The organism is Massilia sp. R2A-15, from assembly GCF_030704305.1.
Lineage (GTDB): Bacteria > Pseudomonadota > Gammaproteobacteria > Burkholderiales > Burkholderiaceae_D > JAFCUW01.
In genome coordinates this window covers 106,462-128,215 of sequence record NZ_CP131935.1, presented here as the reverse complement: position 1 = coordinate 128,215, position 21,754 = coordinate 106,462, and the positions used below count along the sequence as shown (strand labels likewise).

The following is a 21,754-nucleotide window of genomic DNA, read 5'->3' as shown; positions in this document are numbered from 1 at the left end:
GCCTGCCGGCGGCCCGCTCTATCGTTCGCGCCGATCCACCGGCTGGTTGCTCAAAAGGCGAAACTCTTCATCGGTGAACAGGCGCGAACGCGTGAGAAAGCGCCGCCCTGTTCCGTTATCGAGGGAGAACATGCCGCCGTTACCGGCGACGACATCGATGATCAGCTGCGTATGCTCCCAGTACGCGAACTGCTCCAGTCCCATGTAGAAAGGCGCGCCGCCCAGGTTGCCGAGATAGACGTCGGTGTCGCTGAGATTGAATTCGCCAGCCGGATAGCACATCGGCGTGCTGCCGTCGCAGCAGCCGCCGGACTGGAAAAACATCAGCGGCCCGTGCCGCCCGCGCAGCTCGTCGATCATCTGCAGCGCGGATTCGGTCGCAATCACCCGGTCAAGCGTCTGAGTCATGGCGCGCCCCTTTGGTCAGAAGAAGCCCAGCGCTTTCGGGCTGTAGCTCACCAGCAGGTTCTTGGTTTGCTGGTAGTGGTCGAGCATCATCTTGTGGTTCTCACGGCCGATGCCCGACTGCTTGTAGCCGCCGAAAGCGGCGTGCGCCGGATACAAGTGGTAGCAGTTGGTCCACACCCGCCCGGCCTGGATCGCGCGGCCGACCCGGAATGCGCGCGATCCGTCGCGCGTCCACAGGCCGGCCCCCAGGCCGTACAGGGTGTCGTTGGCGATGCGCAGCGCGTCGGCTTCGTCCTTGAAGGTGGTCACCGACACCACCGGCCCGAAAATCTCCTCCTGGAAGATGCGCATCTTGTTATCGCCCTTGAACACGGTTGGCGTCACGTAGTAGCCGCCGGCCATGTCGCCGCTTTGCATATTACGCGCGCCGCCGGCCAGCACTTCGGCGCCTTCCTGCTTGCCGATGTCGAGATAGGACAGGATTTTTTCCAGCTGCTCCTGCGACGCCTGGGCGCCGATCATGGTGGCGGTATCGAGCGGATTGCCCTGCTTGATCGCAGCGACCCGGGCCAGCGCGCGCTCGATGAATTTTTCATAGATCGACTCCTGGATCAGGACGCGCGACGGGCAGGTGCACACCTCGCCCTGGTTCAGCGCGAACATGGCGAAGCCTTCGAGGCACTTGTCGAAGAAGTCGTCGTCGGCGTCCATCACGTCTTCGAAGAAGATGTTGGGTGACTTGCCGCCCAATTCCAGCGTGACGGGGATCAGGTTCTGCGCGGCGTAGCCCATGATCAGGCGCCCGGTCCCGGTTTCGCCGGTGAAGGCAATCTTGGCGATGCGCTTGTTGGACGCCAGCGGCTTGCCCGCTTCCAGGCCGAAGCCGTTCACGATATTCAGCACGCCTGGCGGCAGCAGGTGGCCGATCAACTCGACCAGCACCATGATCGACGCCGGGGTTTGCTCGGCCGGCTTGAGCACCACGCAGTTGCCGGCTGCGAGCGCCGGCGCCAGCTTCCACACCGCCATCAGGATAGGGAAATTCCACGGGATGATCTGGCCGACCACGCCGAGCGGCTCATGGAAGTGATAGGCGTAGGTTTCATGGTCGATCTGGGCGACCGAGCCTTCCTGGGCGCGGATGCAGCCGGCGAAGTAGCGAAAGTGGTCGATCGCCAGAGGGATGTCGGCGGCCGTCGTTTCGCGGATCGGCTTGCCGTTGTCGATGGTTTCGGCGGTCGCGAGCAGGGTCAGGTTCTGCTCCATCAGGTCGGCGATCTTGTTGAGGATGTTGGCGCGCTCGGCCTGCGAGGTCTTGCCCCAGGCGTCCCTGGCTGCATGCGCGGCATCAAGCGCCGCTTCGATGTCCTCGGCGCCCGAGCGGGCGATCTCGCAGAACGGCTGGCCAGTGATCGGCGTGATGTTGGGGAAGTACTCGCCCTTCACCGGCGCGACAAATTTGCCGCCGATGTAGTTGTCGTAGCGCTGCTTGAACGGGTTGGCGACGCCGAGTTTGCTGATGTCCGCGAGATTCATGTCATCCTCTGATTGGTGTAGTTATCGAGCCGCCGCTGCCGGCGGAGTGTGTTGGCCACACCCGGTATTTCGCAACTACCGTGCCAGCACACCGTGGGCAACGCTGTCATAGCGGCGCAATGCAGCGCGCATGCCGGCGTGTCTGTCACACCTGCTCCAGAATGGAACAGGTGTCACGCGACGACTCACCGGATCATCACGTCTAAGGCAATTCGCCGGTATATTGCTGATGGAGGATCGGGACCGGCAGGCGCGAGCGGCGACCAGCTGGCCACGATTCCAATCAATGGAGACCCGTCATGCCGCACCCGTTTCGCCTGAAGGCCATCGCCAGCCTGTTCGCCGCCAGCGCCCTGGCAGCATCGGCTCGCGCCGCGGATACGCAGCCTCTGGTCGACGTGGTGGTGATCAGCGCCAGCCGCGTCGAGCACACCAGCTTCGACCTGCCGGCCGCCATCGACGTGGTCGGCGCCGCGCGGATTCGCGACGGCCAGATGCGGGTGAATGCTTCCGAGGCGCTTGCCGCAGTGCCTGGGCTGGTGGCGCAAAACCGCGGCAACTACGCCCAGGATCTGCAGATCTCGTCGCGCGGCTTCGGCGCCCGATCAGCGTTCGGCGTGCGCGGCGTGCGCCTGGTCAGCGACGGCGTCCCGGCCAGCATGCCGGACGGCCAGGGCCAGCCATCGGCCTTCAACCTCGACATGGCAGAACGCATCGAAGTGCTGCGCGGGCCGTTTTCGGCAATCTACGGCAATCACTCCGGCGGCGTGATCCAGCTGTTCACGCGCGACGGCCAGGGCCGGCCCACACTGGATCTTTCCCTATCCGCCGGCAGCGACAGCGCGCGCAAGGCCGACATCAGCGCCCAAGGCGCCAGCGGCGCAATCGGCTATGTCATCGACGCCTCCCGTTTCGAGACGGACGGCTTTCGCACGCACAGCGCCGCCACGCGCGACCAGGGTTTCGCCAAGCTGACCATGCGGCCCGCCGACGGCGGCAAGCTGACGCTGGTGGCCAATTCGCTGCGCCAGTTCGGGACCCAGGATCCGCTCGGCGTGAGCTGGGCCACCTACCAGCGCGATTCGCGTGCCGGCGAGATCGATGCGACCGATACCGCGACGCCCCAGCGCACCTTCGCAGAACGCTACGACACGCGCAAGAATATCGAGCATCAGCAGATCGGGATGGCCTACGATCAGCACTTTGGCGATGACCGCCTGCACGTGATGATTTACGGCGGCAACCGCCGGGTGACGCAGTACCAGCCGTTTTCGAAAGGCTTTCAGGCGCCGGCGACGCATTCGGGCGGAGTAGTGGACTTCGATCGCGATTTCTACGGCGCGGATGTGAATTGGGTCGCGGTGCGGCGTCTGGGCGGCGGCAAACTGACGGCGACGGCCGGAATCGACTACGGCCATTCGAACGACGACCGCAAAGGCTATGAAAACTTCATCGGCAACCAGTTCGGCGTGCAGGGCGCGCTGCGGCGCGACGAGCAGGACCTTCTGTCCAGCCTCGATCCCTACCTCCAGGCGGAATGGCAGGCCGGCCCCTGGGTACTCACCGCCGGCGCCCGTCACACGCGCATGACGGTGAGCGTGGGCGACCGTTTCCTCGTCAACGGCAACGACAGCGGCGGCGTCGAATATCGCCACACGACGCCGGTGATCGGGGCGCTCTACAAGATCGGCACCACGCTCAATGTGTACGCCAGCGCGGCGCGCGGCTTCGAGACGCCGACCTTGAACGAACTGTTCTACTCGGGCGTGGGAGGAGGATTCAATTTCGGGCTGCGCGCCGCGGAAAGCACGCACGTCGAAGCTGGCGTGAAGGCGAGCATCGGCGACCACACGCGCGTCAACACCGCGCTGTTCCAGGTGCGTACCACCGACGAGCTGGTGGTCGACAGTTCGTCCGGCGGGCGCACCAGCTACAAGAACGCGGGCAAGACCCTGCGCCAGGGCGCCGAACTGTCGCTCGACACCACGCTCGCTGGCGGCTTCACCGGGCGCCTGGCGCTGACCGCGCTGCGCGCCGTGTACGATCAGGGGTTCGGCAACGTGCAGGCCGGCAGCCGTCTGCCGGGCGTGCCGAATGCGAACCTGTTCGCCGAGCTGGCGTGGAAGGATCCGGCCGGGCGCCTCGGCGCCGCGGTGGAATCGGTCGCGAACAGCCGGATCTATGCTGAAGATGCGAACAGCGAGATCCCGGCGCCGGGCTACGCAATCATCAATGCGCGCCTGACCGCCAATGAGCAGATGGGCGCATGGCGCTTCAAGCAGTTCGTTCGGGTAAACAACCTGGCGGACCGAAAATACGTTGGGTCGTTGATCGTCGGTGACACGAACAAACGCTATTACGAGGCCGCGCCGGGCCGCAACTGGATGCTCGGCGCCAGCGTGGCGCACGTGTTCTAAATCGTCGCGCGGCCAGGTACGGCAGTCACCGAGGGATACAGCTGTTCCAGCGTGCGGGCCGCAACTGCCGTCACAAGCTGATCTAGCCGCGCCTTGGCCTTGACCGCATCGGGCTCCATGCGGGCCTCCCGCCAGGCAGGGCCGAGAACGTCGTCGTGCATCGCCACCGCGCGTTCGACTTCGGCCTGCCAGAAGGCCGGCGCCTCGCTGTCGACAAAATTTCCGCGGCCGCGGCCGAAATGGGCGACCGCGAGATAGCGCAGGATGCTGGACACCAGCAGCGACTTGAGGAAGTCGTCGGCGAACTGCACTGTCGGATGGTTGCGGTCGGTGCTTGCGTTGAAGCCCCAGGCGGCGCCGGCAAACGTGAGCGCGCCCACCAGGCCGCCCAGCAGCGCGCCGCCGCCGAGCGTCAAGCCGCCCGCCATCAGGTCGGCCGACAAGCCCGTTGCGGCGCCCGAGACGATGGCGCCGATCAGGCCCGCCTGCGCCTTGTCGACCGGGGCGCGAATGGCGAAATTCTGCCGCACCCGCGCATTGATCTTCGCCGCTTCGCCCGGATCGAGCTGGTGCAGCGCCAGCAGGCGTCCGGTGGCCGCGCCGACTTGTCCATTGAGGCGTTCGAGCATGGCGGCCATGGCCTTTTCCGCGCGCTTTTCGGCGTCCTTGCGCAGGCCGACCGCATTCATCGCCGAACGCAGCACGCTCTTTTTCTCCTCCTCGACCGGTTCGTTGTCGCGCGCCGCGGCCAGCAACTGCTGCGTGGTGATGTCCATCGCGCGCCGGAAGCGGTCGGTGTTGTTCGCCTCCCAGGCGGCGAACAGGCGCGCATACCCTTCCCGGCCGGCCGGCTCGATCAGCTTGCCGACCGCTTCGTAGAACACGCGCTCATGCACCCAGCAACGCGCGAAGGCGTCCAGCGCGAGCACCTCGCGCACGATCGGGTACTGGGCCAAGTGCTGCTTCCAGGTGGCCTGCTCGGCCAGTTCCTCCGGCGCGGGACGCGGTGGGCCCATCTGGTTCAGCAGCACCACGACCGGCTTGCCGAGCCACTCGAGGATCTTCATCTCGGCTGGCAGATAGCCGGCGTCGCGCGGATGTTCGGACGAATTGACCAGGTAGAGCACCACGTCGGCCGCGTCGCGGGCGGTGCGCAGCGCATTTTGGCTAAGCCAGAAAGTGCGGTCGCGGTAGCGGTCCACCACCTCGCGCAGGAACCAGCCGATCGGATTGCCAGCCAGCGCGAGCCGGCGCAGCAGGCGCACGGAGTCGCCGAAGCCAGGCGTGTCCCACAGCTGCAACGAGTCGCCCTGGCTTGTTGTCAGGAGCGTGTGCGATTCGGCGAACACTGTGACATGGGCTGCGTCGCGCACTTCGCCAACATCCATTCCCACCAAGGTGCGCGCCAGCGTGGTCTTGCCATTGTTGGTGTGCGAAATCAGCGCGAACTGGATCGTCACCCCGCTCATGCCGCTTGCTCCAGCGGGCGCGCGTGCGGATCGAGCAGGTTCACCACCGTCGCGCTGGCGTGGTGATGCGCACAGAACTGCTGCCACAATATGATGCGCTCGTCGATCCGGCTTCTCCCCGCCTGCGCGCCGAGCCGCTCGGCCAGCGACGATTCGTCGATAAGCACCATTGTGCGCGGCGATTGGCGCACCAGGTGTTCGATGAAGGCGCCGTGATTTTCTTTCTCCGGCGTCGCGGCAAGGTTGAACAAGGCTGCGGTCAGGCTGACGTTCGCATCGCCGAACACATCGCCCGGATCATCGCCGTATGCGCTCGATGGGCGCAGCATCACGCTGGCCTGCTCGCCGAGCAGCATCGCGGCCACCGTCGCCAGCCCGCGGTCGCGCGCTTCGTCCAGCGTGAAGCTGTAAGGCAGCACGCGCAGCACGCCGGGCGGGCCGCCCATCTTGCCGCGCAGCCTGCGAAAGTATGGCTCGTCCAGGTCGAGCGGAAAGTGCCTGGCCATGCGGCGCGCGCGCCAATGGGCCAGCGCCGCGAGGGCGAGGCGCGGCAGCACCACCAGCAGCATCAGCGTCGCGGCGTACAGCAGCACCCAGCGCCGGCCGCCGGTCATCGAAGGTGCGTGAGAAAACCGCAACGCCTCGATGTCGGCCACGGAAAATCCCGGCAGCTGAAAAACCCAGGTGGCGGGTGCGAACAGGACCGCCAGCACCGCATGCACCTGGGGCGCGTCGAGAAAGGTGCTCTCCCAGCCGGCGACATACTGCGTCAGCAGGCCGCGCGCCAGCAGCGACACAATTGCGCCGGCCGCGAACAAGGCTGCGGCCAGGTGCATCGTGCGCGCAAGACGCGCGTGTGTGAGCCTGGCGCTCAGGCGCGTCCATTCGGCCATGAACTCGACCAGCGCCGCGGTCAGCGTCGAGGGCAGCTTGCGCGGCAGCGCCGCCCTGCCGGCAGCCAGCCGGCGCAGCATGCCCGCGCTGGCCCAGCCGCTCTTCGATCCCGGCACCAACAGCCACGCCAGCAGCACCAGGTACACGACCAGGTTCCAGCCGATGATCGCGAGCAGCGGCGCGGATAACAAGTCGACGCGATGCGGATCGCTGATGCGGTCGACACCGGCGCCGACGATCAGCGCGAGCAGCGGCAGGCCGGCCGAGAGCAGCGTCCAGCCCGTGCCGCGCTCCTGGAATGCGCGGAACGGCGGCATGCGCTCGGCCAGCCGCTTGAGTATCAGTTCCGCGCGCTGCTGCAGAAAATGGTCGGGCGTGACCGCCGACTTGCTGTCCGCCGCAGCCCACTCCGCCAGTTCCTTCGCGCTGCGGCTGGCGTACAGTCGGTCGTCGTCGCTGAGGATCTCGTGGTTCCGATCCATCGTCTCGATTGCGCGCACCAGCACGACATCCCTCGCCACCTTTTCGTTCATGTCCGTTCCGGGTTGGATACAACGACAATATTGATGTGCCAATTGTGCCGTACTTTGGCCGCGCATGGTGCGGCGGCCCGGCTTGCATTTGTCGCAAGGCCGTATAATGGCCGGGTTTTGTGCCCGCCCATGGATCTCGATGCATCCGATTTTCCACGACCCGCGCCAACGGTCGATCCTGGTCGTCGGCGCGCTCGCCGCGCTCGCCATTTGTAGCCTCGGCCTGTCCGGCATGACCGGCTCGGTCGGCGTCGCGCCGTCCGAACTGCCCGGCGCCCTATCCCAACTCCTGCACGGCCGCGCCGATTCGATGGCCGCGACCTTGCTCGAACTGCGCCTGTCGCGCGCGGCGGTGGCCTTCGTCACAGGCGCCGCCCTGTCGCTGGCCGGCGTGATGATGCAGGCGCTGCTGCGCAATCCGCTCGCCGACCCCTATGTGCTGGGCATCTCGGCCGGCTCGTCGGTCGGCGCGCTGGTCGCACTGCTGACGATGGGCGCCTTGTGGATGGTCGATGCATCGGCGTTCGCCGGCGCGGTGGCCGTGTCGATGATGCTCTACCTGCTGGCGCGGCGCGACCTGGCCGGCGGGTCCGCCGCGGCGGGCGGCGCATCGGTGCTGCTGCTGACCGGCGTGATCCTGTCGTCGGCATGCATGGCGATGGTGACGCTGCTGCTGTCGATCGCGCCCGAAAGCCGCCTGCGCGGCATGGTGTTCTGGATGATCGGCGACCTCGCCGGCGCGCCAGTGCGCGTGCTGCCGTGGGTGGTGCTGGGCGGCGCGCTGCTGTTCGCATTGCGCAGCGCGCGCTCGCTGAACGTGCTTGCGCTGCACGCGGAAGCCGCGGCGACGCTCGGTGTGCGGGTCGGCGCGCTGCGCAAGGGATTGTTCTTCTGCTCCGGCATCCTCACTGCCAGCGCCGTCACCAGCGCCGGCAGCATTGGCTTCGTCGGCCTGATCGTGCCGCACGCCTGCCGCTTCGCGATCGGGCCGGATCACCGACTGCTGGTCCCGGTCGCCACGCTCGCCGGCGGCACCTTCCTGGTGCTGGCCGATATCGTGGCGCGCACCGCGCTGGCGCCGCAACAGCTGCCGGTCGGCGTGGTCACCGCGCTGGTCGGCGCGCCGTTCTTCCTCTACCAGCTTCACCAGCTGCGCCGCTCATGATCGCTACCGAATCGCTTTGCCTGCAAGCCGGCGCGCGCGTCCTCGTCGATCAGCTTAACTGGCGCGTGAGCGCCGGCGAGTGCTGGTGCGTGATCGGCCGCAATGGCGCCGGCAAGAGTACCCTGATGCGCACGCTGGCCGGACTGCGCCAGCCCGATGCGGGCCGCGTGAAGATCGCCGGCCGTCCGCTTGCCGACTGGCCGCTGGACGAACTGGCGCGCCAGCGGGCGTATCTTCCGCAAACGCGCAGCGATGCCTTCGCCTACCGCGTGCTCGAAACCGTGCTGGCGGCGCGCCACCCCTATCACGGCCAGCGCTATTGGGAGGACAGCGACGATCACGCGATCGCGATGGCGGCGCTCGCGTCGATGGAAGTGGCGGAACTGGCGCAGCGCGACGTGCGCAGCCTGTCCGGCGGCGAGCGGCAACGCGTGGCCATCGCCGCCATGCTGGCGCAGGACACGCCGCTGCTGCTGCTCGACGAGCCGGCCAACGCGCTGGACCTGGCGCACCAGGTGGGCATGATGCAGCTGATCGCGAAGCTGTGCCGCGAGAAGGGCAAGACGGCGGTGATGATCGGGCACGACCTGAATCTCGCCGAGCAGGCCTGCAGCCATGCGCTGCTGCTGATGGGAGACGGCTCGTGGGAAGCCGGTCCGATCGGCCAGGTCATGACCGCGCCTACGGTCAGCCGCTATCTTGGCCATCCGGTCGACATTGTCGTGCACGAGGGCCGCCGCATTTTCGTTCCGGCGCGATGAGCATGTATGCATGCCATAGTAACAACATGTTACTCACTTAAACGCAATGATGAGGAAACGGTAATATCGCTTGTCACCATCACCGGGGAACCCGATGCTCGACCACCGTTTGACCGTACTTTGCTTGTGCCTGCTCGCTGTGCCGGCATGGTCGCAGAACGAACCGCCCCCGCCAGTCGCTGAAGGCGAGAAAATCCTGGTCGTCGGCCAGCGCCCTGGCCCGGGTCTATGGAAGGTCACCAAGGACGACCACGTGCTGTGGATTTTCGGGACCTATTCGCCGCTGCCCAAGAAGATGACGTGGCGATCGGCGCAGGTGGAGAAAATCATCGCGCAATCCCAGGAATTCCTCGGCTCTCCCTCGGCCGGCATCGGCGTCGGATGGGCAAACTCCTTCAATATCGTGACAGCCCTGCCATTCGTGATCGGCTTCAAGAAAAATGCGGATGGCGCGCATCTGAAGGATGTCGTTCCCGCCGATGTCTACGCCCGATGGACGGTGCTGAAAGCGAAATATATCGGCGACGATTCCGGCATCGAGTCCGAACGGCCGATCTTCGCCGCCGGTGCGCTGTTCGACAAGGCACTGGACAAGTCCGCGCTGGGAAGCGACCGCGAGGTGCAGGAGCAGATCAAGAAGATCTCCAGGCAAAACAAGATCAAATTTACGGCGACGGGATTCTCGATGCAGCTTGAGAATCCCCGCGGCGCACTAAGGGATTTCAAGAAGTCCTCGCTCGACGACCTGGCCTGCTTCACCAAGACGATCGACCGGCTCGAGACGGATCTCGAGGCGATGCGCGTGCGTGCAAACGCGTGGGCGGTGGGCGATGTCGAAGTAATGCGCAAACTGACCTATCCGGACCAGGTGGAAGCCTGCAATTCGGCCGTGTTCAACAGCGCGTGGATGATAAAAACGCTGCCGGCCGCAGGCGCAATCGAGCAGCGCCTGCGCGATTCGTGGGTGGCCGCGGCCGAAAAAGCCCTGGCGACGAACCAATCGACGTTCGCAGTGCTGCCGGTAGCCCAAATCCTCAATCCGAACGGCATGGTCGCGGCATTACAGGCAAAGGGCTACCAGGTCGAACAGCCGGATTGAGCGGGCCACTCATTTACGTTTTGGCCGTGGCTTTCTTCTTGCGGCGCCTCCACAGGGCGCCCCCTCCAAACAGACCGGCCGCGCCGATGGCCGCAACCGGCAGCGGCACCACCGACGTCGCCGCAGGCAGCGCCGTTCCGCTCTCGCGCAGCGCCGCGGGGAACGGCCGCGGCGCTACCGGCACGACCTTCCACTTCGCATGGTCCGCCGGCACGCGCGCCATGTACTCGTCGAAAGAGAACGCCGGGCTGGAACCGGCTACACGGCTCGAAGGAATCTGCGGAATCTTGACCAGGATGATGGCGTCGACGTCTTCCGCGAGCTGCTGTTCGTATGGCGTGCGCACTCTCGGCTTCGCGGCCATGGCGCCGACCAGCTCGAGCAGATCCGCACCGGCCGCCTCGAACGCGATGCCCGGATAAAGACGCGTGGTTTCCTCCGTCAGGTAATCGTAGATGCTGCGGCCCTTTTTCAGGCTCGCTTCCTTCGCGGCGACGTAGGCGTAAGCCCCGAGCGCCTTGATGTGGCCCGTCGCACCACGGGTGGGCACGTTCCAGCCCAACGCACGGAACACATCCATGCTGATCCCCGCACAGTTGTTCGCGGCGTGCGCATAAGTGAGGTCGTGCCGGTAAAAGTGGTTCATGGTGCGCTGGACGCCACCCTGGTAGGCAACCGCGGTGCGGTCCTTGTTGAGGATCGCGACCAGCATGTACGAGGGCCGGTAATACTGCTGCCCGCTGTTCAGGTCCATCAGGTAGTTATCCATCGGCAGGGTCGCCGCGACGATGCCCTTCTCGCTTACCGAATCGAGGTTGTAGAAATTGTTGACGGCCCAGTCGGCCCACTCGCCTTTGGCGCCGAAGCGTCCGGTGGCGATGGCGAAATGCCCTCCCATCGCCTCGTCGTCATCGCCTTGCGCGCCGTTCAGCATGAAGCCGAGGACCGGCTTGCCGGCCAACTGCCGGCCGGCGCCGGGCGAGCGTTCCCACACCAGGCGGCTCGACAGCGTCCCGTCGCGCCCGAGGCTATCGTCACGAACGAAGCCGCGCAAATCGGCGATGCCCGCCAATGGTTTGAGCGGCAGGCGGACGGCGTCGATCGCGTAGTCGGTCGGCCAGATGGTGCGCGCGACGAAGGTTGGCTTGCCATTTTTTTCGGTCATGGCGCCGCGCATGCGCAGAGGGCGCTGATTGAAATACCGGATCGTCGACGCATCGGCGTAGGACCGGTTGGTGGACAGCTTCGGCGTCAGGGCCAGGGCGATCGCCTGGCCGCCGGCGGGAGTCACGGCGGCGCCGGCGGAATCGATGGCCGCGCTGTCGATGATCTGAGGAGAGCCGATCCAGGTCACGGATGGGTACACAAGCTCGCGCGCCGGGGCGGTGGCGGCCCACTGGCGAACATCGTCATTGCGATCGAGCTGCGCATTCACGCCGGCAGCGACCGCGGCCGATGCGGGGGCGGCGATCAGATCGTCCTCGAAATACCATAACGATTGGCGTGAGCTGGCGCAGTCGCGGCACTTCCCGTTGGTCAGCCTGAGTCCGCCTGCATCCAGGAGGCCGATGCGTTCGCCGGCCAACGCGTCTTTCACGCCGCCCGGTAGCGCGTGCGCGTGCAAGCTCGCGGAAAACAGCACGATACTCGCAATGGGAATCGATCGGAACGGAGTCATCTGCGGCGTCCTTTCTGAAGAGAAAGTCAGATAGTGCCTGCTTTCTCAGGAAAGAGCTTGATTTGAAGCATTTCCGACCGGGTCTGGCCCGCAAGCGGGAGCACTTTCCCCCAAAACCGCCAGACGAAAAAAAACCCAAGCATTTCTGCTTGGGTTTTTCTCTTGTAACTAGCCTGACGATAACCTACTTTCACACTGGTTGCAGCACTATCATCGGCGTAATCTCGTTTCACGGTCCTGTTCGGGATGGGAAGGGGTGGTACCGAGTTACTATGGTCATCAGGCATAACTTGTACAGGCCTTGCTCCCGATTGGGCAGCAATTCCTAGAATCTGGAAAAAGTAAGTTTCGTATTACTGGGTAATGAGTATGAATCAGAACAAGCCACAACGGTCTTTCTCATCTCTGTACCTGCTAAGGTTATAGGGACAAGCCGTACGGGCAATTAGTATTGGTTAGCTTAATGCATTACTGCACTTCCACACCCAACCTATCAACGTCCTGGTCTCGAACGACCCTTTAAAGAGCTCAAGGCTCTGGGAAATCTCATCTCAAGGCAAGTTTCCCGCTTAGATGCTTTCAGCGGTTATCTCTTCCAGACTTAGCTACCCGGCAATGCCACTGGCGTGACAACCGGTACACCAGAGGTCTGTCCACTCCGGTCCTCTCGTACTAGGAGCAGCCCCCTTCAAATTTCCAACGCCCACGGCAGATAGGGACCAAACTGTCTCACGACGTTTTAAACCCAGCTCACGTACCACTTTAAATGGCGAACAGCCATACCCTTGGGACCGGCTACAGCCCCAGGATGTGATGAGCCGACATCGAGGTGCCAAACTCCCCCGTCGATATGAACTCTTGGGAGGAATCAGCCTGTTATCCCCAGAGTACCTTTTATCCGTTGAGCGATGGCCCTTCCATACAGAACCACCGGATCACTATGTCCTACTTTCGTACCTGCTCGACTTGTCAGTCTCGCAGTTAAGCACGCTTATGCCATTGCACTATCAACACGATGTCCGACCGTATCTAGCGTACCTTCGAACTCCTCCGTTACACTTTAGGAGGAGACCGCCCCAGTCAAACTGCCTACCATGCACTGTCCCCGACCCGGATAACGGGCCAAGGTTAGAACCTCAAACAAACCAGGGTGGTATTTCAAGGATGGCTCCACGAGAACTGGCGTCCCCGCTTCAAAGCCTCCCACCTATCCTACACAGATTGGTTCAAAGTCCAATGCAAAGCTACAGTAAAGGTTCATGGGGTCTTTCCGTCTAGCCGCGGGTAGATTGCATCATCACAAACATTTCAACTTCGCTGAGTCTCGGGAGGAGACAGTGTGGCCATCGTTACGCCATTCGTGCAGGTCGGAACTTACCCGACAAGGAATTTCGCTACCTTAGGACCGTTATAGTTACGGCCGCCGTTTACTGGGACTTCAATCAAGAGCTTGCACCCCATCATTTAATCTTCCAGCACCGGGCAGGCGTCACACCCTATACGTCCACTTTCGTGTTTGCAGAGTGCTGTGTTTTTATTAAACAGTCGCAGCCACCAGTTTATTGCAACCCTTTCACCCTCATGGAGTAAACCAATCAAGCTACCAGGGCGTACCTTTTCCCGAAGTTACGGTACCAATTTGCCGAGTTCCTTCTCCCGAGTTCTCTCAAGCGCCTTAGAATACTCATCTCGCCCACCTGTGTCGGTTTGCGGTACGGTCTCGTATGACTGAAGCTTAGAGGCTTTTCTTGGAACCACTTCCGATTGCTTCGAAACCTAAGTTTCTCGTCTCAACCCCTTGAATTCCGCGCCCGGATTTGCCTAAGCGCCTTCTATGAGTCAAAAACCGGGACATCCAACACCCGGACAACCTTTCGCGATCCGTCCCCCCATCGCATCATACGACGGTGCAGGAATATTAACCTGCTTCCCATCAGCTACGCATCTCTGCCTCGCCTTAGGGGCCGACTCACCCTGCTCCGATGAACGTTGAACAGGAAACCTTGGGCTTACGGCGTGGAGGCTTTTCACCCCCATTATCGCTACTCATGTCAGCATTCGCACTTCTGATACCTCCAGCATCCTTTACAAGACACCTTCGCAGGCTTACAGAACGCTCTCCTACCATATCCTTGCGGATATCCGCAGCTTCGGTGACTGGCTTAGCCCCGTTACATCTTCCGCGCAGGACGACTCGATCAGTGAGCTATTACGCTTTCTTTAAATGATGGCTGCTTCTAAGCCAACATCCTGACTGTTTTAGCCTTCCCACTTCGTTTTCCACTTAGCCAATCTTTGGGACCTTAGCTGGCGGTCTGGGTTGTTTCCCTCTTGACGCCGGACGTTAGCACCCGACGTCTGTCTCCCAAGCTCGCACTCATCGGTATTCGGAGTTTGCAATGGTTTGGTAAGTCGCAATGACCCCCTAGCCATAACAGTGCTCTACCCCCGATGGTGATACTTGAGGCACTACCTAAATAGTTTTCGGAGAGAACCAGCTATTTCCAAGTTTGTTTAGCCTTTCACCCCTACCCACAGCTCATCCCCTAATTTTTCAACATTAGTGGGTTCGGACCTCCAGGGCGTGTTACCGCACCTTCATCCTGGCCATGAGTAGATCACTTGGTTTCGGGTCTACACCCAGCGACTGTCGCCCTATTCGGACTCGATTTCTCTACGGCTTCCCTATCTGGTTAACCTTGCCACTGAATGTAAGTCGCTGACCCATTATACAAAAGGTACGCAGTCACGGAACAAGTCCGCTCCTACTGTTTGTATGCACACGGTTTCAGGATCTATTTCACTCCCCTCCCGGGGTTCTTTTCGCCTTTCCCTCACGGTACTGGTTCACTATCGGTCGATTACGAGTATTTAGCCTTGGAGGATGGTCCCCCCATATTCAGACAGGATTTCTCGTGTCCCGCCCTACTTGTCGCATACTTAGTTCCACACATCGCATTTCGTATAAGGGGCTATCACCCTCTATGGCCGGAGTTTCCAATCCGTTCTACTATGCGTCGTGCTAAATCATGCAGGCTCATCCCATTTCGCTCGCCACTACTTTGGGAATCTCGGTTGATTTATTTTCCTGCAGCTACTTAGATGTTTCAGTTCGCCGCGTTCGCTTTGCATACCTATGTATTCAGTATGCAATGACCTAAAAGGCCGGGTTTCCCCATTCGGAAATCTGCGGATCAAAGTGTGTTTGCTCACTCCCCGCAGCTTATCGCAAGCTACTACGTCCTTCATCGCCTGTAATCGCCAAGGCATCCACCATGTGCACTTATTCGCTTGTCCCTATAACGTTAACCTCTCAGCCGACTAAGCCGAAAGACGCTACAGAGATAAGAAAGTACAGCGTTGTTGCTTGTTTTGATACATACAATCATTACCCTGCCAAACTGCTTTCACAGATTGACATAAAACTTTACTTCTTCCAGATTGTTAAAGAACGAACAGCAATTAATCTCTAAAAGATCAAACCTAAATCCCGGCGCCATCTGCGCTGATTTACGTTTGAACTTTTGGTGGAGGATGACGGGATCGAACCGACGACCCCCTGCTTGCAAAGCAGGTGCTCTCCCAGCTGAGCTAATCCCCCGTGGGTAATACGCGCTAAAACTGGTAGGGCTGGTTGGACTCGAACCAACGACCCCCGCGTTATCAACACGGTGCTCTAACCAGCTGAGCTACAGCCCCAAATGCTGTTCTTTATCTTTATTAACAGTCGATAAGAGTGGACGCTCAATGATTGGCATCTCTGCCTAGTGCAACTCTAGAAAGGAGGTGATCCAGCCGCACCTTCCGATACGGCTACCTTGTTACGACTTCACCCCAGTCACGAATCCTACCGTGGTAAGCGCCCTCCTTGCGGTTAAGCTACCTACTTCTGGTAAAACCCGCTCCCATGGTGTGACGGGCGGTGTGTACAAGACCCGGGAACGTATTCACCGCGACATGCTGATCCGCGATTACTAGCGATTCCAACTTCATGTAGTCGAGTTGCAGACTACAATCCGGACTACGATACACTTTCTGGGATTAGCTCCCCCTCGCGGGTTGGCGGCCCTCTGTATGTACCATTGTATGACGTGTGAAGCCCTACCCATAAGGGCCATGAGGACTTGACGTCATCCCCACCTTCCTCCGGTTTGTCACCGGCAGTCTCATTAGAGTGCTCTTTCGTAGCAACTAATGACAAGGGTTGCGCTCGTTGCGGGACTTAACCCAACATCTCACGACACGAGCTGACGACAGCCATGCAGCACCTGTGTTACGGCTCTCTTTCGAGCACACCTCGATCTCTCGTGGCTTCCGTACATGTCAAGGGTAGGTAAGGTTTTTCGCGTTGCATCGAATTAATCCACATCATCCACCGCTTGTGCGGGTCCCCGTCAATTCCTTTGAGTTTTAATCTTGCGACCGTACTCCCCAGGCGGTCTACTTCACGCGTTAGCTGCGTTACCAAGTTAATTAAAACCCGACAACTAGTAGACATCGTTTAGGGCGTGGACTACCAGGGTATCTAATCCTGTTTGCTCCCCACGCTTTCGTGCATGAGCGTCAATCTTGACCCAGGGGGCTGCCTTCGCCATCGGTGTTCCTCCACATCTCTACGCATTTCACTGCTACACGTGGAATTCTACCCCCCTCTGCCAGATTCTAGCCTTGCAGTCTCCATCGCAATTCCCAGGTTGAGCCCGGGGATTTCACGACAGACTTACAAAACCGCCTGCGCACGCTTTACGCCCAGTAATTCCGATTAACGCTTGCACCCTACGTATTACCGCGGCTGCTGGCACGTAGTTAGCCGGTGCTTATTCTTCAGGTACCGTCATTAGCAAGGGATATTAGCCCTCACCGTTTCTTCCCTGACAAAAGAGCTTTACAACCCGAAGGCCTTCTTCACTCACGCGGCATTGCTGGATCAGGCTTGCGCCCATTGTCCAAAATTCCCCACTGCTGCCTCCCGTAGGAGTCTGGACCGTGTCTCAGTTCCAGTGTGGCTGGTCGTCCTCTCAGACCAGCTACTGATCGATGCCTTGGTAGGCCTTTACCCCACCAACTAGCTAATCAGATATCGGCCGCTCCAGGAGCATGAGGTCTTGCGATCCCCCACTTTCATCCTTAGATCGTATGCGGTATTAGCGTAACTTTCGCTACGTTATCCCCCACTCCAGGGTACGTTCCGATATATTACTCACCCGTTCGCCACTCGCCGCCAGGTTGCCCCGCGCTGCCGTTCGACTTGCATGTGTAAGGCATGCCGCCAGCGTTCAATCTGAGCCAGGATCAAACTCTTCAGTTCAATCTCTGTTTAATGTCCTTGCGGACAGATCGCTCACTCAAAATACTGACAGGCCACTACTTTCGTAGCGCCTATATTTCTTTTTTGTGAACATTTGATAATTTAAGTATTCAGTGACCGAAGTCACTGGCACCTTCATCAAACGCCCACACTTATCGACTGTTAATTGTTAAAGAACTTTGTTCGGTACTGCTTGCCCTGCGTTTCGATGAAGCGTTGTGTTCATCAGCAGAGAGGCGAGATTATGAAGCATTTCGCCGATCCTGTCACGCCCTTTTTTTCGTGTGCCGCTTCGGTCCGAGACCTCCGCTACACCTTCAAAGCGCCCCGCGATTTGCGGGGAGGCGAACTATAGCAAACGCCGAAATAGCCTGCAAGGCTTTTCTGTCACAACAGCCAATCGATCGGCAGCCACGACAGGACCTGCACAGCCACCCTGCGCCAGAAGCTCGCGCCTGGTTCGGTGTCGTGGCGGATTGCGACGCCTTGCTTTCGCTCGATCCAGTACAAGCGGCCATCCGGAGCCAGGCGCACTTCGTAGGCCCGCTCGGCGACACTGCGATCGAGCGTCGCCGCCAGTTGCCGCGCCATGGCGGGGCTGTCGATCACCAGCCCCATCTCCGTATTCAGGCGCGCCGATCGCGGATCGAAATTGAAGGACCCGACAAATACGCGTTCGCCATCGACCGCGAAGGTCTTGGCATGCAGGCTCGATCCCGAACTGCCCAGCGAGCCGGCCAGCCTGGGGCCGACATCCTGCGGCCAGGAGCGGCGCAATTCGTAAAGCTTCACGCCGGCCGCCAGCAAAGGCTTGCGCCACTTGGCATAGCCCGCATGCACCGCGGCGACGTCGGTGGCCTCCAGCGAGTTGGTCAGCACGCGCACCGCGACTCCGCGTACGGCAAGCGCCGACAACGCTTCGGTGCCGGTTTTCCCAGGCACAAAATACGAGGACACCAGATCGACGCTGCGCGCGGGTTCGCCGATCGATTCCCTCAGCTGCGGTCCGACCCGGCTCTCCCGCGCCTCCCGCTCCAGCGCCTTGGCGGGATCGTCGCTGACCAGGCGGGTCGCAGCCCACTCGAGCGGAAGGTGGCGTGCGACCAGCTCGGCGACGAAGTTCGATTCGCGCATCGCCACCAGATAGGCTTGCGCCGCCGGCGCCGGTTCGATCGATGCCGAGGCGACCGCGGCATCCGGCGCGGCGACGATCAGCTTCAGCGGATACGCCGACGCGCTGTTCCAATAACGATCGAAATCGTCCGATACCGATCGCACCACCGGGCCGACGGCCAGCACATCGAGGTCCGAAAACAGCACGTCGCCGGCGGCGCCAAAGTATTCGTCGCCGATATTGCGCCCGCCGATGATGGTCGCCTGGCCATCGATGGTGAACGATTTATTGTGCATGCGCCGGTTCAGGCGCGCGAAGTCGGTGAGATAGCCGAGCAGGCGCGCGCGCCGCATCGCAAACGGATTAAACAGGCGCACTTCGATATTCGGATGGGCGTCGAGCTGCGCCAGAGTGGCATCGAGCCCGGACGTGTTGTTATCGTCCAGCAGGAGCCGCACCCGAACGCCGCGGGCCGCAGCGGTGCGCAAGACATCGAACAGCAGCGCGCCGGTAATGTCGTTGCGCCAGATGTAGTATTGAATGTCGAGGCTGCGCGTGGCCGCATTCGCCAGGACCGCCCTGGCGGCGAACGCATCGCGTCCGTCGGCCAGCGCGTACACCCCGGACTGCCCGGGATGGGCCGCGACCAGCGGCGCTACCGCCATCCCAAGCGGCGCGCCCGCCGTGTCGGTGAATGCCCTCGATGCGCCGCGCCCTTCCAGCGAAGGCAGGCCGGCGCAACCGGCGCTCAGGATCGCGGCCAACAGGCCGGCAGCAAGCCACCGCGCGCGCATGGGTGGCCTGGCGTCCGGCTACAGCCCGCCGAAGTTCGGCGGACGCTTGGCCAGGAAGGCCGACATGCCCTCCTTCTGCGCCGGCGTGCCGAACGCGGCGTGGAAATAGCGGCGCTCGTAGCGCACGCCTTCGGTCAGGGTGGTCTCGAAGGCGCGGTTGACGCTGTCCTTGATCGCCATCGCGACACTGACCGACATCGACGCGACAACCGTGGCCGCCGCGATCGCCTCTTCCATCAGCTTGTCAGCCGGGACCACGCGCGACACCAGTCCGGTGCGCTCGGCTTCCGCGGAGTCGATCATGCGCGCCGTCAGCAGCAGGTCCATCGCCTTCGATTTGCCGATGGTGCGCGGAAGGCGCTGCGTGCCGCCGGCGCCGGGCGTGACGCCGACCTTGATTTCAGGCTGGCCGAAGCGCGCGCTGTCGGCGGCGATCAGGAAGTCGCACATCATCGCCAGTTCGCAGCCGCCGCCCAGGCAGAAGCCGGCCACCGCGCCGATCACCGGCTTCCTCACGTTGAGGATGTGCTCCCAGTTGCGGCCGATGTAGTTGTCCGGGTAGGTGTCGGCGTAGGTGTACTCCGCCATCGCCGCGATATCGGCGCCGGCTGCAAAGGCCTTTTCGCTGCCGGTCAGGACGATGCAGCCGATGTCCTTGTCGGCATCGAACTTGTAGAGCGCGTGACCGAGCTCGTTCATCATGTTGTCGTTCAGGGCGTTGAGCGCCTTCGGACGGTTCAGGCGGATCACGGCCACGCGGCCGTGGGTCTCGATCAGCAGGTCTGTGTATTCCATGGGCTATCCCCTCTTATGTTTGTGAAGAAGTCAATCCGCGATTGTAGCCGGTCAGCGCGCCGCGGCCTTCGGCAGCAGCACCCATATCTGGCCGCGCTGCTTCATCAGGCCGGCGCTGTCCGCCGCATCCTTGCCGAAGCCGTAGAAGAAGTCGGCCCGCACCGCGCCGCGGATCGCGCCGCCGGTATCCTGCCCCATCATCAGGCGCTGCATCGGCGCCTCGCTGCCGGCGCGCGTGGTCGCCAGCCAGATTGGCGCCCCGAGCGGCAGGAACTGCTGGTCCACCGCCACCGAGCGCGCAGGCGTCAGCGGCACGCCGAGCGCGCCTTTCGGGCCGACCGACGGATCGGGCAGACGCTCCTCCTTGAAGAAGATGTAGCTCGGGTTGGCGTTGAACAGTTCCTGGCGGCGCTCCGGATGGCTGGCGATCCAGGACTTGATGCTCTGCGCGGACACCTGCGCCGCCGGCAGCTCGCCCTGCTCGACCAGCCAGCGGCCGATTGCCTTGTACGGATGGCCGTTCTGGTCGGCGAACGCCACGCGCACGATTTCGCCGGTGTCCATCAGCTGCACGCGGCCCGATCCCTGCACCTCGAGGAAGAACGCCTCGACCGGATCGTCCACCCACAGCAGCTCCTTGCCCGGCATGACGGCGCGCTCGATCTCCGCGCGGGTGTTGTACGGGACCACCTTCTTGCCGACCAGCCGGCCGCGCAGGCGCATGTTCTTCAGCTCCGGATACACGCCGCCCAGGTCGACGGTCAGCAGATCGTCCGGCACCTTATACAGAGGGGTCTGGAACGATCCGCCGCGCTTGCGGGCGCCGCGCAGCATCGGCTCGTAATAGCCGGTGATCAGGCCCGTGTCGGCGCCGTCGGCCGCACGCACCTGGTTCGGCACGAAGCGGCTTTCGAAGAAGGCGCGGATCGCGGCGCCGTCGGCCGGATCAACGCCAGCCGACGCGGTGCACGCCTCGCGCCAGTCATCCTTGCGCACCAGGACCTTGCAGGAGTTGACGAAGGCCGGCCAGGCTTCGCGCAGGTCGTCCTGCTGCCAGCCGGGCAGCGCTTCGAAGGTGGTCGGCGTCATCAGCGGCGTGGCAACCGGAGCCGGCGCGGGAACCGCGGTCGGGCCCACAGGCGTGGGCATGACCACCGGCGGGCGCGGCTCCGGTTTGGGCGGCGCCGTGGTGCAGGCTGACATTGCGAGGGCGACGGCGCCCAGCGAAGCGAGTAAACTGCGGCGAGTAGAAATCATAAGGATAATTATGTGGCTATTAATTCTGGAAGCAGGCGTGGCGATGTGCCTGCTGGTGTTTATCGTGTGGTGGACCATGTACCAGGGGCCGAAGCCCGGCCACGACGAATCCGAAGACGAAAAGCGCTGATCAGTGCAGCGTGTGCGGCATGGTGAGCACGAACTCCGGGATCGTTGCCTCGAACCGGTGGCCGTCTTCAGCGACGCAGAAGTATTCGCCGGTCATCGAGCCTTGCGGCGTCGCCAGCTGGGTGCCGCTGGTGTATTCGAACTGCTCGCCCGGCTGCAGCAGCGGCTGGTGGCCGACCACGCCGAGCCCGCGCACTTCCTGAATATGGTTGTTGGCGTCCGTGATGACCCAGTGTCGCGAAATCAGCTGCGCGGCCACGGTGCCGGTGTTCTTGATCGTGATCGAATAGGTGAACACGTAATTGGTGCGGTCCGGGTCGGACTGCTCCGGGATGTATTGAGTCCTGACGGAAACAGTAAAGTCGTAGGCGGCCATCGCGTTTCCTCGTATTGTTGT

General features: G+C 62.2%; 13 protein-coding genes, 2 tRNA genes and 3 rRNA genes. 4 read left to right on the top strand and 14 right to left on the bottom strand.

Translation table 11 applies throughout. From position 1 onward, the window contains the following. Window positions 1–18: 18 nt before the first annotated feature. Together Q4S45_RS00545 and adh are read right to left on the bottom strand one after the other, a co-directional pair. Entirely contained in the window at window positions 19–408 is a 390-nt protein-coding gene (locus Q4S45_RS00545) for a DUF779 domain-containing protein (RefSeq protein WP_305508149.1), read from the bottom strand. 15 nt (window positions 409–423) lie between these two features. Then, window positions 424–1,944 carry an aldehyde dehydrogenase gene (gene adh / locus Q4S45_RS00540; RefSeq protein WP_305508148.1) on the bottom strand — a complete coding sequence of 507 codons (1,521 nt, stop codon included), beginning with the start codon at window positions 1,942–1,944 and terminating at the stop codon, window positions 424–426. A gap of 299 nt (window positions 1,945–2,243) precedes the next feature. Here adh and Q4S45_RS00535 point away from each other — a divergent pair, with 299 nt between their 5' ends. Further along, window positions 2,244–4,361, top strand: a complete 2,118-nt coding sequence (locus tag Q4S45_RS00535; protein ID WP_305508146.1) for a TonB-dependent receptor — start codon at window positions 2,244–2,246, stop codon at window positions 4,359–4,361. Here Q4S45_RS00535 and Q4S45_RS00530 read toward each other — a convergent pair. Both Q4S45_RS00530 and Q4S45_RS00525 read right to left on the bottom strand, forming a co-directional pair. Next, window positions 4,358–5,830 (bottom strand): GTPase domain-containing protein, encoded by a 1,473-nt coding sequence (locus Q4S45_RS00530; RefSeq protein ID WP_305508144.1) that lies wholly within the window; start codon window positions 5,828–5,830, stop codon window positions 4,358–4,360. The genes Q4S45_RS00535 and Q4S45_RS00530 overlap by 4 nt on opposite strands. Next, window positions 5,827–7,257 carry a DUF2868 domain-containing protein gene (locus Q4S45_RS00525; protein ID WP_305508142.1) on the bottom strand — a complete coding sequence of 477 codons (1,431 nt, stop codon included), beginning with the start codon at window positions 7,255–7,257 and terminating at the stop codon, window positions 5,827–5,829. Before Q4S45_RS00525 ends, Q4S45_RS00530 begins: the two co-directional genes overlap by 4 nt. Window positions 7,258–7,396: 139 nt before the next feature. On the opposite strand from Q4S45_RS00525, the gene Q4S45_RS00520 reads away from it, so the two are divergent. The 3 genes from Q4S45_RS00520 (at window position 7,397) to Q4S45_RS00510 (ending at window position 10,282) form a co-directional block, all read left to right on the top strand. Continuing rightward, window positions 7,397–8,422, top strand: coding sequence for an iron ABC transporter permease (locus Q4S45_RS00520; RefSeq protein ID WP_305508140.1), 1,026 nt, complete (start codon window positions 7,397–7,399; stop codon window positions 8,420–8,422). Beyond that, entirely contained in the window at window positions 8,419–9,183 is a 765-nt protein-coding gene (locus Q4S45_RS00515) for an ABC transporter ATP-binding protein (RefSeq protein ID WP_305508138.1), read from the top strand. Before Q4S45_RS00520 ends, Q4S45_RS00515 begins: the two co-directional genes overlap by 4 nt. A 94-nt stretch (window positions 9,184–9,277) precedes the next feature. Beyond that, window positions 9,278–10,282, top strand: a complete 1,005-nt coding sequence (locus Q4S45_RS00510) for a TraB/GumN family protein (RefSeq protein ID WP_305508136.1) — start codon at window positions 9,278–9,280, stop codon at window positions 10,280–10,282. 13 nt (window positions 10,283–10,295) lie between these two features. On the opposite strand, the gene Q4S45_RS00505 is transcribed toward Q4S45_RS00510, so the two are convergent. The 10 genes from Q4S45_RS00505 to apaG all read right to left on the bottom strand — a co-directional run bounded on the left by Q4S45_RS00505 (window position 10,296) and on the right by apaG (window position 21,733). Next, window positions 10,296–11,960 carry a hypothetical protein gene (locus Q4S45_RS00505; protein ID WP_305508134.1) on the bottom strand — a complete coding sequence of 555 codons (1,665 nt, stop codon included), beginning with the start codon at window positions 11,958–11,960 and terminating at the stop codon, window positions 10,296–10,298. Between the two features lie 171 nt (window positions 11,961–12,131). Next, window positions 12,132–12,244, bottom strand: a 5S ribosomal RNA gene (rrf, locus tag Q4S45_RS00500). Between the two features lie 140 nt (window positions 12,245–12,384). Then, window positions 12,385–15,257 (bottom strand): 23S ribosomal RNA (locus Q4S45_RS00495). Between the two features lie 228 nt (window positions 15,258–15,485). Beyond that, window positions 15,486–15,561 (bottom strand) — tRNA-Ala (locus tag Q4S45_RS00490). Window positions 15,562–15,582: 21 nt separating this feature from the next. Continuing rightward, window positions 15,583–15,659, bottom strand: a tRNA-Ile gene (locus tag Q4S45_RS00485). 80 nt (window positions 15,660–15,739) lie between these two features. Further along, window positions 15,740–17,268: ribosomal RNA gene (locus tag Q4S45_RS00480) — 16S ribosomal RNA — on the bottom strand. The 16S, 23S and 5S rRNA genes sit together here with 2 tRNA genes alongside, the layout of an rRNA operon. A gap of 387 nt (window positions 17,269–17,655) precedes the next feature. Next, window positions 17,656–19,176, bottom strand: coding sequence for a phospholipase D family protein (locus Q4S45_RS00475; protein WP_305508132.1), 1,521 nt, complete (start codon window positions 19,174–19,176; stop codon window positions 17,656–17,658). An 18-nt stretch (window positions 19,177–19,194) separates the two neighbouring features. Continuing rightward, window positions 19,195–19,971, bottom strand: a complete 777-nt coding sequence (locus tag Q4S45_RS00470) for an enoyl-CoA hydratase (RefSeq protein WP_305508131.1) — start codon at window positions 19,969–19,971, stop codon at window positions 19,195–19,197. A 51-nt stretch (window positions 19,972–20,022) separates the two neighbouring features. Next, window positions 20,023–21,228 (bottom strand): murein transglycosylase A, encoded by a 1,206-nt coding sequence (locus Q4S45_RS00465; protein ID WP_305508129.1) that lies wholly within the window; start codon window positions 21,226–21,228, stop codon window positions 20,023–20,025. A gap of 130 nt (window positions 21,229–21,358) precedes the next feature. Further along, window positions 21,359–21,733: a Co2+/Mg2+ efflux protein ApaG gene (gene apaG / locus Q4S45_RS00460; RefSeq protein ID WP_305508127.1), complete on the bottom strand. Its 375-nt coding sequence runs from the start codon at window positions 21,731–21,733 to the stop codon at window positions 21,359–21,361. Between the last annotated feature and the right edge of the window lie 21 nt (window positions 21,734–21,754).

Coding starts and splice junctions, on each gene's coding strand:
- Q4S45_RS00465 (WP_305508129.1), bottom strand. CDS start 21,228: ATGATTTCTACTCGCCGCAGTTTACTCGCTTCGCTGGGCGCCGTCGCC.
- Q4S45_RS00535 (WP_305508146.1), top strand. CDS start 2,244: ATGCCGCACCCGTTTCGCCTGAAGGCCATCGCCAGCCTGTTCGCCGCC.
- Q4S45_RS00520 (WP_305508140.1), top strand. CDS start 7,397: ATGCATCCGATTTTCCACGACCCGCGCCAACGGTCGATCCTGGTCGTC.
- adh (WP_305508148.1), bottom strand. CDS start 1,944: ATGAATCTCGCGGACATCAGCAAACTCGGCGTCGCCAACCCGTTCAAG.
- Q4S45_RS00470 (WP_305508131.1), bottom strand. CDS start 19,971: ATGGAATACACAGACCTGCTGATCGAGACCCACGGCCGCGTGGCCGTG.
- apaG (WP_305508127.1), bottom strand. CDS start 21,733: ATGGCCGCCTACGACTTTACTGTTTCCGTCAGGACTCAATACATCCCG.
- Q4S45_RS00515 (WP_305508138.1), top strand. CDS start 8,419: ATGATCGCTACCGAATCGCTTTGCCTGCAAGCCGGCGCGCGCGTCCTC.
- Q4S45_RS00505 (WP_305508134.1), bottom strand. CDS start 11,960: ATGACTCCGTTCCGATCGATTCCCATTGCGAGTATCGTGCTGTTTTCC.
- Q4S45_RS00545 (WP_305508149.1), bottom strand. CDS start 408: ATGACTCAGACGCTTGACCGGGTGATTGCGACCGAATCCGCGCTGCAG.
- Q4S45_RS00475 (WP_305508132.1), bottom strand. CDS start 19,176: ATGCGCGCGCGGTGGCTTGCTGCCGGCCTGTTGGCCGCGATCCTGAGC.
- Q4S45_RS00510 (WP_305508136.1), top strand. CDS start 9,278: ATGCTCGACCACCGTTTGACCGTACTTTGCTTGTGCCTGCTCGCTGTG.
- Q4S45_RS00525 (WP_305508142.1), bottom strand. CDS start 7,257: ATGAACGAAAAGGTGGCGAGGGATGTCGTGCTGGTGCGCGCAATCGAG.
- Q4S45_RS00530 (WP_305508144.1), bottom strand. CDS start 5,830: ATGAGCGGGGTGACGATCCAGTTCGCGCTGATTTCGCACACCAACAAT.